Source organism: Streptococcus oricebi (assembly GCF_017883985.1).
Taxonomy (GTDB): Bacteria; Bacillota; Bacilli; order Lactobacillales; family Streptococcaceae; genus Streptococcus; species Streptococcus oricebi.
Genome location: NZ_PRDG01000002.1, coordinates 372,859 through 384,187, shown reverse-complemented (window position 1 = coordinate 384,187; position 11,329 = coordinate 372,859). Strand labels below are relative to the sequence as shown.

At 41.2% G+C, this 11,329-nt stretch carries 13 protein-coding genes; 2 read left to right on the top strand and 11 right to left on the bottom strand.

The window, feature by feature from the left end:
- Positions 1-111: 111 nt before the first annotated feature.
- The 5 genes from msrB to brnQ form a co-directional block, all read right to left on the bottom strand.
- The gene (gene msrB / locus C4K46_RS04510; protein ID WP_209627682.1) at positions 112-1,233 is read right to left on the bottom strand and encodes a peptide-methionine (R)-S-oxide reductase MsrB; all 1,122 of its coding nucleotides are present in this window, start codon (positions 1,231-1,233) and stop codon (positions 112-114) included.
- Positions 1,234-1,249: 16 nt separating this feature from the next.
- On the bottom strand, positions 1,250-1,882 hold the full coding sequence (locus tag C4K46_RS04505) for a redoxin family protein (RefSeq protein WP_420853773.1): 633 nt from the start codon (positions 1,880-1,882) through the stop codon (positions 1,250-1,252).
- A 41-nt stretch (positions 1,883-1,923) separates the two neighbouring features.
- Entirely contained in the window at positions 1,924-2,631 is a 708-nt protein-coding gene (gene ccdA2 / locus C4K46_RS04500) for a thiol-disulfide oxidoreductase-associated membrane protein CcdA2 (RefSeq protein ID WP_209627680.1), read from the bottom strand.
- Positions 2,632-2,883: 252 nt separating this feature from the next.
- Positions 2,884-3,519, bottom strand: coding sequence for an SDR family oxidoreductase (locus C4K46_RS04495; protein ID WP_209627679.1), 636 nt, complete (start codon positions 3,517-3,519; stop codon positions 2,884-2,886).
- Positions 3,520-3,569: 50 nt separating this feature from the next.
- Positions 3,570-4,922 carry a branched-chain amino acid transport system II carrier protein gene (gene brnQ / locus C4K46_RS04490; RefSeq protein ID WP_209627678.1) on the bottom strand — a complete coding sequence of 451 codons (1,353 nt, stop codon included), beginning with the start codon at positions 4,920-4,922 and terminating at the stop codon, positions 3,570-3,572.
- 207 nt (positions 4,923-5,129) lie between these two features.
- Here brnQ and C4K46_RS04485 point away from each other — a divergent pair, with 207 nt between their 5' ends.
- Together C4K46_RS04485 and C4K46_RS04480 are read left to right on the top strand one after the other, a co-directional pair.
- Positions 5,130-6,143: a YdcF family protein gene (locus tag C4K46_RS04485; RefSeq protein WP_209627677.1), complete on the top strand. Its 1,014-nt coding sequence runs from the start codon at positions 5,130-5,132 to the stop codon at positions 6,141-6,143.
- 8 nt (positions 6,144-6,151) lie between these two features.
- On the top strand, positions 6,152-7,264 hold the full coding sequence (locus C4K46_RS04480; protein WP_209627676.1) for a low temperature requirement protein A: 1,113 nt from the start codon (positions 6,152-6,154) through the stop codon (positions 7,262-7,264).
- Between the two features lie 71 nt (positions 7,265-7,335).
- Here the strand turns inward: C4K46_RS04480 and C4K46_RS04475 are convergent, their stop codons facing one another.
- The 6 genes from C4K46_RS04475 to C4K46_RS04450 form a co-directional block, all read right to left on the bottom strand.
- Positions 7,336-7,806, bottom strand: coding sequence for a GNAT family N-acetyltransferase (locus C4K46_RS04475; RefSeq protein ID WP_209627675.1), 471 nt, complete (start codon positions 7,804-7,806; stop codon positions 7,336-7,338).
- 168 nt (positions 7,807-7,974) lie between these two features.
- The gene (locus tag C4K46_RS04470) at positions 7,975-8,232 is read right to left on the bottom strand and encodes a hypothetical protein (RefSeq protein ID WP_209627674.1); all 258 of its coding nucleotides are present in this window, start codon (positions 8,230-8,232) and stop codon (positions 7,975-7,977) included.
- 27 nt (positions 8,233-8,259) lie between these two features.
- On the bottom strand, positions 8,260-8,421 hold the full coding sequence (locus tag C4K46_RS04465) for a hypothetical protein (protein ID WP_209627673.1): 162 nt from the start codon (positions 8,419-8,421) through the stop codon (positions 8,260-8,262).
- A gap of 50 nt (positions 8,422-8,471) precedes the next feature.
- Positions 8,472-8,720: a hypothetical protein gene (locus C4K46_RS04460; protein WP_245335126.1), complete on the bottom strand. Its 249-nt coding sequence runs from the start codon at positions 8,718-8,720 to the stop codon at positions 8,472-8,474.
- 466 nt (positions 8,721-9,186) lie between these two features.
- Positions 9,187-9,471, bottom strand: coding sequence for a bacteriocin immunity family protein (locus C4K46_RS04455; RefSeq protein ID WP_209627672.1), 285 nt, complete (start codon positions 9,469-9,471; stop codon positions 9,187-9,189).
- Positions 9,472-9,999: 528 nt separating this feature from the next.
- A complete protein-coding gene (locus tag C4K46_RS04450; protein ID WP_209627671.1) occupies positions 10,000-11,325 on the bottom strand; it encodes a sensor histidine kinase in 1,326 nt (441 codons plus the stop codon).
- Positions 11,326-11,329: the final 4 nt, after the last annotated feature.

Genomic DNA, 11,329 nt, shown 5'->3' with positions numbered 1-11,329 from the left:
GACTCAAAGCCCCAAATAAAAGGGGCTTGCATCTATAAATTCTGGGACCTCTAGGCCAGAGTTACCTTTCTAAAGTAAACTTTCTAGTCAAAGCTCTAAGTGCAAATAGTCTTAGACATAGTCAAGTAGATAGCCATAGCCTTGGGCTTCCATCATATCCTTAGGAATAAAGCGGATAGCTAAACTGTTGATACAGTAGCGCAAACCGCCCTTGTCCTTGGGTCCGTCGGTAAAGACATGACCAAGATGGGAATTTCCTACTCGGCTGCGAACCTCAATCCTAGTCATATTAAAGCTCTTATCCTCCTTATAGTCGGCTACATCGGGACTAATAGGGCGACTAAAGCTAGGCCAACCACAGCCAGACTCAAATTTATCCTTGGAAGAAAAGAGGGGCTCTCCCGTCACCACATCGACATAGAGACCTTGGTCAAACTTGTCCCAGTAGCGGTTAGAAAAGGCTCTTTCGGTATCGTTTTTTTGAGTCACAGCGTATTCTTCGGCCGATAATTTCTCCTTGATTTCTGCCTGACTAGGCTTGGGGTATTTACTGGCATCAATGACAGGATAAGAGGCTTGGTTCACATTGATGTGGCAGTAACCGTTAGGATTTTTCTTTAGATAATCTTGGTGATAATCCTCGGCCTCAATAAAGTGCTTTAGGGCTTCCTTTTCAACTGCCAGGGGCTGGTCATGCTTTTTAGCCTCTTCGGCAAAGACCTGCTCTATCTGCTTCAAATCCTCTTCATCTTGGTAGTAGACACCCGTCCGGTACTGGCTGCCCCGGTCATTTCCTTGCTTATTGACACTGGTTGGGTCAATAATTCTAAAATAATGCAGCAGTAATTCCCTCAAAGAAACCTTGCTGGGGTCGTAGCTGACCTTGACGGTTTCTGCATGGCCGGTTTGGCCGATTAGCTGGTATTGGGTTGTCTCGCTCTTACCATTAGCGTAGCCAGAGACTGCATCCGCCACTCCGGAAACGCGTGAGAAGTATTCTTCCACACCCCAGAAACAGCCGCCCGCTAGGTATATGTCTTTTAGTTGCTTTTTGTCCATTTGCTGCTCCTTTTTTTCTGTTGCTTTTTGATTTGTCTGACTGACTGCTGCCTCCTTGATTCGAGACAGGTCTGACTTGGAGGAGGATTTTAGGAAATTCCGTCCTACTAATAAAACCAGACCAATAAAAACGAGAGCCAGCAGGGCTAGCCAGAGAAGATTTCTTTTTTCCATGGTCTCCACCTAGCCCCTACTTGATTTTTTCTAGCTCTTCTTGAATCTGCTCTTTCTTCATAAAGCCGACATGAGTCTTAGCCACAACCCCATCACTACCGATAAAGGCTGCACTAGGATAAGAGCGGATACCATATTCTTCCAGAAGTTTTCCGTCAGGATCCAAAAGAACCGGTAGGTGCTTATAGTCTAGCCCCTTATACCACTTCTTAAAGTCCTGAGTAGACTTTTCACCATTATGGCCCGGAGAAATCACCGATAAGACCATATAGTCCTTGCCCTCACTCATGGCCAGCTGGTCGCTATCTGCCAGGGTGGAGAGACAAATCGAGCACCAGGAAGCCCAAAACTTTAGATAGACCTTCTTGCCCTTAAAATCGGATAATTTATAGGTCTTACCGTCTACTCCTTGAAGGCTAAAATCTGCTGCTGGCTTACCCTCATTCAACTTGCTAGGGCTTGCTTGCTCCTTTTTCTTATCAGAATCAGTCATTTTATCCTTCTTCATTTTATCATCTTTTTTCATAGATTGCTCGTTCATACTACTTTTTTCCCCTTTTTTCATTTGTGAATGATTTTGCTGGCTACTACAAGCCCCCAAGAGTGCTAGGCAAGAAAGACCGGCTAGGGCTAGACTAGTTGTTTTCAGATATTTTTTCATTGTTTTTTTCCTTTCCTTACGACACTTACTTAGCCAAAGAGACTGGCTAGACTATTGAGATTGCCCAACATCAGTAAAATTCCCATTAGAATAATCAGAAGGCCTCCAATTTTTTTCAGAACTCCTAGATAGGGCTTGATTTTTTGAAAATGATTTAGGACCAGACCAGACGCCAAAGCCAAGAGCAGGAAGGGAAGGCTGAGCCCCAAAGTATAGATAAACATCAGGAAACCTCCTTGCAGGGCCCCCTGGCCACCTGAGGCAGCAAGAGCCAAGACCGAGCTGAGAACTGGACCGACACAGGGGGTCCAACCAAAGCTAAAGCTCAAGCCCAAGAGAAAGGCGTTATAAAAGGGATTGCGCTCTTTCTTGGACTGAATCGCCAGAGTCTTTTGCCTCTGTAAAAATGATAACTTGATGAGGTCCAACTGGTGAATCCCTAAAAGAATAACCAAAAGACCCAGCCCATAGCGAAACCAAGGAGCATATAGAACCTTACCCAGAAAACCGGCCCCGTAGCCCAAGATGAGAAAGACCAGAGAGAGACCCGCGATAAAGCAGAGGGTCTTGACTAGACCATACCAGGGTAGCTCCTTACCCAAAAAGCGGATGCGGGGACCCTGGTCCCTATCTAAAAGAATACCGGCATAGACTGGTAATAAGGGTAAAATGCAGGGAGAAAAGAAGGATAAAACCCCTGCTAAAAATACTGAAATAGAAAATAAAGAATCTTGCATGTCTCATGTCCTCCCATAAACTTTTGATACTCATACAGTATCAATCACTAAGACTAGTATAGAAGAAAAGGACTTAAAAAAATAGGGGGAGAGATTAGCAAAAACTTGAATTTGATATGATGATTTTCTAGAAAATAAACAGAGGGGCAAAAAGTAGACAGAGCCTAAAACTCTTTAAAAGCAAAAAGCAAGTAAAAAAGGCTTTAGGACCTGGCACTTGCAAGAAAAAAAGACCCAACCAGAGTTGAATCTTTAAAGGGTATCTAGGGCCTGGTCAATCGCAAGCTCTCCCTCAATCATCTTAATAACCTGGCCGATGCTGGCCTTCTTGTCCAAGAGACCGGCTAAGACCTGAGCCACATCGGCAATGGCATTGCCAGCAAATTTTTCTGGCTGGAAGTCAACCTTGCCAGTAGCTGGCTTTTCTAGTAGGGTTCCTGGCTGTAAAATCGTATAGTCTAAATCTGTCTGATGAAGGAGATAGTTATCTGCAAAGAACTTGGCGATATAATAGTCTTGTAGATTAGCCAAGGCTTGATTTTGCCATTTTTCCGGTTCCAAGGCAAAGAGGGAGCTAAGCATAATAAAGCGCTGGACTCCTGCTTTTTGGGCGGCCTGCATCAGCTTAACAGCACCAAAGGCATCTGTCTGCAAGAGATCCCGCCCTCTTGATCCAGCTGTAAAATAAAGAGCATCCATACCCAGCAAGAGTTGACTCAAATCAGAAACCCCATTTTTTAGGTCCAACTTGACTGCTGTCAAACCTAGTAGACTAGGCAATTTTTCAGGAGAGCGAGCTCCAGCATAAATATCATGTCCCCGTTCCAATAGGATAGAAATGAGCTCTTGAGCCACGCGCCCGCTAGCTCCAGCGATAAAGATTTTCATAGGCAAAGCCTCCTTTTCTACTAGTTTATCACTTTCTACAAAACCTAGTCTCATCTTTCCTCTAAGACTAGAAAGTCCTCCTCGCTTAAAGGTTCTTCCTCCTTCTTATCTGGTAAGAAAAGGCAGGCCAAGAAACCAATAATAGCAGGAAGAATCCAAGCTAGGGAGGCCTGGGAAAAAGGCAGATAGGCTAGCCAAGTCTCCAAGAGACGAAGCTTAAAGAGGCTAGCTATCACCGATAAGATAGAGACCATACTAACCAGACCAATGGTCAACCGCATGCCAATCTGGGATAGACTTGTCAGTTTGCTTAAAAGCAAGATAGCTACAAAACTTATCGTAATCGGGTAGAGAATTTGTAAGACCGGGATAGAAAAGGCAATGATAGCATTGAGGCCTAGATTGGCAATTGCAAAGCCGACCAGACTAAAAAGGGTGGCACACAGCTTATAAGATAGTTTTGGAAAACGCTGGTTAAAAAATCCAGATAGGGAGACAATCAAGCCAACCGTTGTAGTAAAGCAGGTTACTACAACCATCAAGGCCAGGAAGGTCTGGGCAACTGGGCCAAAGAGATTACGGGTGGCCTGGGTCAGGATATAGACCCCCTTATTAGCATCAGAGACCATAATGGAGCTGGGGATGGGAAAATGATTGCCCAAATAGGCCAGTCCCAGATAGAGCAAACCAAAAAGCAAAGCCACCACCAAGCCAACCAGCCAGACAATAGAGTAATACTCTTTCTTACTTTTAAAACCCAATTGGCGCATGCTCTCTACAATGATAACCGAAAAGGCCACCGAAGCTAAGGCGTCTAGGGTATTATAACCCTCTAAAAAACCAGTCCCAAAAGGATTCGCCTGGTATTCTAGAGCTGGTGCAGATAGAGGAGCCCCTCCGTAGCGACCAATCCCGACCAGGATTAAAAAGACAATCAAGGCCGCAAATAGAGGCGTCAGCACACGTCCGATACGATCCATTATCTTAGAAGGTTTTAGGGAAATCAGATAGGCTGCTATAAAATAAAAAAGAGTAAAAACAAGGAGGCCGGCGCCTGTCCAAGCCTTGGGCAATAAGGGGGCAATCCCCACATCAAAGGAGGTACTGGCAGTCCGAGGAATGGCAAAAAAAGGACCAATAGCCAGATAAAGAGCTACCAAAAAGATAGTCGCAAAAAGAGGTGAAATCCTCTCTTCCAATTCATAACGATAGCCCTTGGGATTAAGCGCCCCGACAATCAAGGCCAAAACAGCAAAACCAACCCCCGAAAAGATAAAGCCTAAAATCGCAGGCCAAAAATTAGTTCCCGACAAGGCCCCCAAGGCCGGTGGGAAAATCAGGTTTCCTGCTCCGAAAAAGAAACCAAAAATTAAGAGGCCAATCAGGCTTCCTTTTTTAATCATAGATACTCCTTTAATTAGTGATTCTACCATTATATCACAAAGTGGCCGACCAGCCCAGATAAGTGTCTCTCTCATCAAGCCTAGCAAGCAAGCTCCCCAACTTTTCAGCCCTTAAAGATTGTGGTATACTGATAGTCTAAGAAAGGGCTAGATGAGGCTTAGCCAGATTTCGCCCTAGAAAAACCAGTAAAAACTAGAAAGATTGTCATGATTTTACATCTCTTTTGGATTATCCCCCTTTGTTTGTTTTTTATTTCCTTTCTCTATGAACCCCGCCGCATGCTCAATGCCTACCTCTTGATTTACAGTTTGGGCATGCTGGCTATCGCTCTGGTCGGTTTTTCCATTGTCAATATCGAACAGGCCCTTAACCAGCAAGTAGCCCTCTTTTTCCTTCTCCTAGTAGCGATTCTTATCCCCATCAGCGTTATCCTCTCAATGATTTACCTGATTTTTAACGGTCGACAAATGATTAGTCTAGAAGGTCACCGCCTAGCCAACCTTCTCTCCCTCTTTTATGGCCTAGCTATCGCTCTGACCTTGGGCCTTCACCTCCTACCCCAGCGACTTGGCTTTCCACTTAATTCCTTGCTTTTTTTCTTTGACTTTCTCCTCCTTTATGGAAGTTTCCTCTATCTCTCCCACATCTTCTACTCCGCCTTTTACAATGCCTGGCCCATTAGAAAAGAACCTGACTATATCATCGTCCTTGGTTCGGGTTTGCTCGGAGATAAGGTGCCACCCCTTTTGGCCCAACGCCTAGACAAGGGCCAACTACTCTATCAAAAGTTTGGTCAAAGACCACAAATCATCGTATCAGGTGGACAAGGACCTGATGAAAAAGTGGCTGAAGCAAGCGCCATGGCCGCCTACTTGCTAGAAAAAGGGGTGCCCTCAGAAGACATCCTACTAGAAAAGCAATCCAAAACCACCCAAGAAAACCTCATCTTTTCAAAAACATTGATGAAAAAAGACAGCCAAGTCCTGGTTGTGACCAATTCTTTCCACGCCTTACGAGCAGGAATTTATATGAAAAGACTGGGCCTCAAAGGCCGCAGTGTCGGCTCTAAAACAGCCCTCTACTACCTTCCTAGCGCCCTTATCCGGGAAAATATGGGACTCTTTGTCATGTATTGGAAATGGCATGCCAGTCTCTTAATTCTCTTTCTCCTCCCCCAACTTATCCTTAGCATCAAAAAAATTATTCATCTTTTTAACTAGGAGTTTTTATGCCTCAAATTATCGCCAAACGCGTTTCCAACTACGAACTTTTCTATGACCTGGTTTTTGTACTAGCTATTTCTAAGCTGACCAGCCTCCTTCACCAGCCGCATTTCCAGCTGCAAAACTTCCTGGTCTACCTGTCTGCTTTTGTCGGCATCTTGTCGGTCTGGTTTTTCCAAACCATTTACATCAACAAGTATGCTCATATCGACCGCAACGATGTCTATGGGATTATTGCCCTCATGTTCATCGTGGGACAAATGGCAATCAATATGACCAACACCCCCTCGACAGCCATTCTCCTGCTTTATCAGGTTCTCTATGCCTCGGCCTATGGAGTTATTTTGGTTCTCTACCTCCTAAGAAGAAGGCGCTACGGAACAGAAAGCGACATGGCCTACAACCTCAAAATCCTCAGCACCATTGTCATCTTTCACCTACTCATGGCCTTGCTCACCCTGATTGGCCTACTCAAGGTCTCCCATATCATCTTCTTTTTTCCCTTTCTCCCCCTCTTTTTGGTCAGCCTGACCAGACCCAAGCAGCAAGCTCCCGTCAACTTCCCCCACCTAGTAGAGCGCTGCCAGCTCATCACCATCATCAGCTTTGGAGAAACCGTCATTGCCCTAGTTAGTAATTACCCCCTGGATAAATTTCCAGCAGAATCCCTTATCTTCTTTCTCGGTATGGCCTTTCTCTTTGTCATCTATATCTCCCAGACCTATCTCAATATGGATCACCACCAGGAAGCCCAAGCTAGCCGCCTGATATTTAGCCACATCAGCCTGATTATGGGCCTCAATCTTTTTACAATCGCGGTCGAACTCTTTCCTCATCATCTTAATTCAGTCTCTCTGACTTACTTCCTAGCAGGACTGAGCATTTTTTACCTCAGCCTCCTCAGCAACTCCAGCTACAATAAGGAAGAATTTCAGATTTCCAAAAGCCAACTAGCCGCCTACCTCCTCCTTTTAGCTCTGGCTCTAGTCCTTATCTGGCTAGTCCGAAAATACCTCTTAGCCATCGCCTTAATTTTCCTTATTCTTTCTTATAGCATGGCCCATGTCGGCTACGTTTATCGCCAAGCAGCCCGCAGAAGACAAGCAAAAAGCAATTAGTTTTTGTGACTAATTGCTTTTTAAATCGTCGACCTCCCCATAGAGCTAGGCAAAATAAGAGAAAGAACTTGTCAGTCTAAGACCTCCTCCATCTGTAAGTATTGGGCCTTCATACCCAAACGCTCATAAAAGCGGACCGCTCCAGCATTATCATTCCAGACATGCAGGGTCAGACTCTGACAATTCTCCTGTCTAGCAAAGGCTCGCGCCTGCTGATAAAGCAATTCCCCCACACCTTTACCACGTTGGGACTCATCAACACAGAGATCATCAATAAAGAGCTCCCTGCGCTCAATCAGATTAGGCTTGTCCTTGGTCTCTCTTATTTCACAAAAAATATAGCCCTGAACCAGACCAGCCTCATCTTCATAGACAAAAATCGGATGTGCCTTATCCTCAATCCGTTCTACAATCTCTTGGTCCGAAAACTTCTTTTCTCCTGAAACAAACAAATCTGGCCGCAAATCTGCATGCACCGCATGCACCTGATATAAAAGCTCTCCAATCCTAGGCGCATCAGCCAGTTTGACCAAACGAATCATATTTTTTCCTCCTCATACACTTCCCTCAAGTATAGCAAAGAAGAAAAAGAAAGGCAAACCAGGCTATCCTTCCTTTCATTTACTTATACTTCCTAGTCGAGATCATTTCGCAAATATAAGTCCTCCCATCAGAGACTCTTCTCTCTGTAAAGCTAGAGCAAGCTTTTTTCAATCCTTGGAAAAATATAAGCCCAAAGCTAGTAAGGTAAAAATCGCAAATGTACTGATTGAAAGCAAGTGTAGGGTATCTGCACACTTTGGAATAGATAGGGCCACTGCAAGTCCCACAAGAACCAAGCCCAGTGCGGCTATCTTTTTACTGTACATAACTTTCTCCTTTCTAAACCAAGAAATAAGAATAGACTTAGCTAATATTGGCTGTTTGATATAAAAGAAATAATAAGGCAGGTATCCTGACTTTTTCATAGAATAATCCTCTTACTTGAGAGATATTTAATCATCCAAGCACCATACGATAAGAAGTATGCCAAGAGGGTAGACAAGATTCACCTTAGCTTCCCATATTAAATCAAGGAAAAATACCAGCCCTGCCGAAAGATATAAAGTAGCTTTTATAGCCTTCATTACCATTTTGTGTATTGATTTTTCTTCCATAAAAGCACCTCATCATTTCTAATCAAATAGAAAGTGAGTGAAATATTTTCCTACTTTTTCTTTCGCAAACCATAACGCAGATAAATAAAGAATACCAAAGAAAATGATATAATCAAACCATAAGTCGTACGATTCCAAAACGGTTCTTTGAAAAACAGATAGTTAACAAACAAAAACGATAAACCCAATATTGTTAATACAACAGATACAACTAAGGCAATTTTTAAAATGAACTTATCATTCATAGCCCCCTCCTCTTTCCCTGCTAAATCCTGTTTACTTAACTTTCTATAATTCATATAAAGCTTCTTAATATTTTTTTCTAATCATCTTTAGACATCATTAAAATAACAAATTACCAATTTAACTACTGTTTATGTTTTGAATAAATAGAATGACCAATGGATCCAATGCCTGCAATTAATAGGCCAACATGAAATGTAGGGGAGCTATTCAAATACCCCATTAATAATAATATAAAGTATAGGAGCAAGCAAAAAATACCAAAAAGGAAATCAGCTTTTATCATTTTCTTCATGTCAACACCTCACTTTCAGAAAAATAAATATCATTTATCAAGGAACTGGAATAGTAAAACTATTTCTTAAATATTTTTTTGAAAAACGAAATGATTGATAGTTTTCCTAAATATTTATCTAAAGCAACACATATAAATCCTATAATCATACCAACGATGAAAGATTTTATATCCATTTTCACCACCATAAATTATAATTTTATTTTTAAAGTGCAAATCAAAAAAACTTAAAATAATCTACCTAAACTGGTTATTATTCCTGCTCCACCTTTGTCTTTAAAACGATGACTAGTAATTGTTAGATAGAGTTGCGATACATTTCCCGAAAGTTTTGCCTTAATGGCAATAGGAGTTAATTCTGATTCCAAAAAAGCAACTACTTTAGGCAAATACATTTGATGCTCTAAATCTAACTTAGCTTTACTTAAAATTCTTTGTTCCTTTGAAGTTATATTTCCTTCTGACAAAATATTCGTAATTTTTTCTAATAGTTCGCTCTCTTTTAATAGCACTTCTAATCACCTTCTTATGATATTTATCTAGCAAAAACAAATCCTCTAATATACTGTGAAAGAATAGGCAAATAAGCTGTATTCACCTACTTGCCTACCCAGAAATCATCCTGAAAAGAATACGAAAATCAATAAATCAATAATAAAAGATATGCTTGTACAAACAACTGGTATAGAAAATAATAGATGTCTTATAGTTATTTGTTTGTCCCTAAACTTGATTAAATAATATCCAAGTAAAAATGAGACAGGAAATAGAAATAAATATTTATATAACATGATTTAATCAAAAATTATCAATGCAATACACCATCAACATTGGCAAGCATTTCGCTATCCATCACTTCAAATTGTTTAATTGTATCCACAATGAATGCTTCCTTAATATTTTTTTCTGTTAATAGCTATCACACTTTAAGTATAGCACTTTTTCTAATTTTTACTCACAAATATCCTGAATGGTCGTTTTTTTGTCCTGAATGGTTCTTTTGAATTACTAAAACTAGAAAAGAACTGAGATTCCCCAACCTATCCATCCTCTAGTCCTTTTATTTCAACGGTTTGGCGGAATAAATAATTCTGGCTAGTCGTGGTGATTGTGGCTTTGGGGTAGCGATTCATTATGGTTTGTAGATTAGCAAGTCCAATCCCCCTATTACTTCCCTTCGTGCTATAACCATAGTCAAAAATGCTAGATACATCTATTGATTCCTCCTCGGTCGAATTTTCAATGATAAATATCTGCTTATTATCATGTTCAAAGTAAACAAGAGATAGTTTTTCGGGATTAGCTTCGAGCGCATTGTCACATAGTATCGAAAGGACGGTAATAAGGTCCACCAATTCCATCCCCTTGGGACGAATCAAGTCAGGTACCTCAATAAATGCAGCTATTCCCTTATTTTGCGCTTCTAAAAACTTTGCTGCCAGAAGGCTTTTTAGGGCGTCATTTTGAATATTAACCAGGCGACCAATATCAAACTTAGAATGGGTTAATTGCTTCTCTGAATTCTTCAGTACACCATTATAGATTGTTTCAATCGCCTCCAAGTCCTTATTTTCAATGCCCAGTCTCAGACTCCTAAGGATATTACTGTAGTCATGACGAAAACTTCTGACCTCCCTATAAAGCTCCTCGATTCGCTGGCTATACCTGGTTAGATTGTCCAGCTGCATTTCCTGCTGTTCTATTAAGCGTTCCTGCAAATGCTCCCTCAGGTGACGAACCAGCAAATTCAAAGCGCTCAAAAATAAAATGATATAGACAATGACTAAAAATTGACGATAAGACAGGGTTGGAATCTTATAGCTGACTTCTATATAAGACAATATTTGAGTGATTCCATAATAAAATAGCATAGATAGATTAAGGAAAATCAATACTCTTCTATTCTTTTCAAGAAGGTATTCTTCTCTCAAATGCACAAAGTCGTATTTCAATAATCTAAAAATAGCTAGGATAAAAGCAATGGCTAATAGAGAGTTAAGTAAGAGAATAACTGTATTTTGGTTGAAAGTATTAGCATTTAAGCCCAGCAAGGGCATTAGAAAATAGGCCAAAAAACGATGAAATAAATTCCATAAAACCAAGGGGAAGAGGGCGTAGAATACAATCAAGGTTTTCTGTCTGGTTTCCCGCAAAAAATAGGATAAGGCCAGGAAAAAAATTGCTTGCATAAAGTATAATAAAAGACTATTGGCAAAGGAAATCGATAGGATAGCCAAGATAAAATAAAGCAGGGTTGAGAACACAAATATCCTTGTCGATAACTTTCTTCCGCTAATCTTGGAATAAAGAAAGGTTAACAAGACGACATCGATTACGACTAGCAAGAGCCTAACAAAATGAGCCATAGAC

Bases quoted from the DNA above. Each gene is read 5' to 3' on its own strand.
- C4K46_RS04465 (WP_209627673.1), bottom strand. From the start codon at position 8,421: ATGGAAGAAAAATCAATACACAAAATGGTAATGAAGGCTATAAAAGCT.
- C4K46_RS04450 (WP_209627671.1), bottom strand. From the start codon at position 11,325: ATGGCTCATTTTGTTAGGCTCTTGCTAGTCGTAATCGATGTCGTCTTG.
- C4K46_RS04495 (WP_209627679.1), bottom strand. From the start codon at position 3,519: ATGAAAATCTTTATCGCTGGAGCTAGCGGGCGCGTGGCTCAAGAGCTC.
- C4K46_RS04480 (WP_209627676.1), top strand. From the start codon at position 6,152: ATGCCTCAAATTATCGCCAAACGCGTTTCCAACTACGAACTTTTCTAT.
- C4K46_RS04460 (WP_245335126.1), bottom strand. From the start codon at position 8,720: ATGAATTATAGAAAGTTAAGTAAACAGGATTTAGCAGGGAAAGAGGAG.
- brnQ (WP_209627678.1), bottom strand. From the start codon at position 4,922: ATGATTAAAAAAGGAAGCCTGATTGGCCTCTTAATTTTTGGTTTCTTT.
- ccdA2 (WP_209627680.1), bottom strand. From the start codon at position 2,631: ATGCAAGATTCTTTATTTTCTATTTCAGTATTTTTAGCAGGGGTTTTA.
- C4K46_RS04475 (WP_209627675.1), bottom strand. From the start codon at position 7,806: ATGATTCGTTTGGTCAAACTGGCTGATGCGCCTAGGATTGGAGAGCTT.
- C4K46_RS04485 (WP_209627677.1), top strand. From the start codon at position 5,130: ATGATTTTACATCTCTTTTGGATTATCCCCCTTTGTTTGTTTTTTATT.
- msrB (WP_209627682.1), bottom strand. From the start codon at position 1,233: ATGGAAAAAAGAAATCTTCTCTGGCTAGCCCTGCTGGCTCTCGTTTTT.
- C4K46_RS04470 (WP_209627674.1), bottom strand. From the start codon at position 8,232: ATGAAAAAGTCAGGATACCTGCCTTATTATTTCTTTTATATCAAACAG.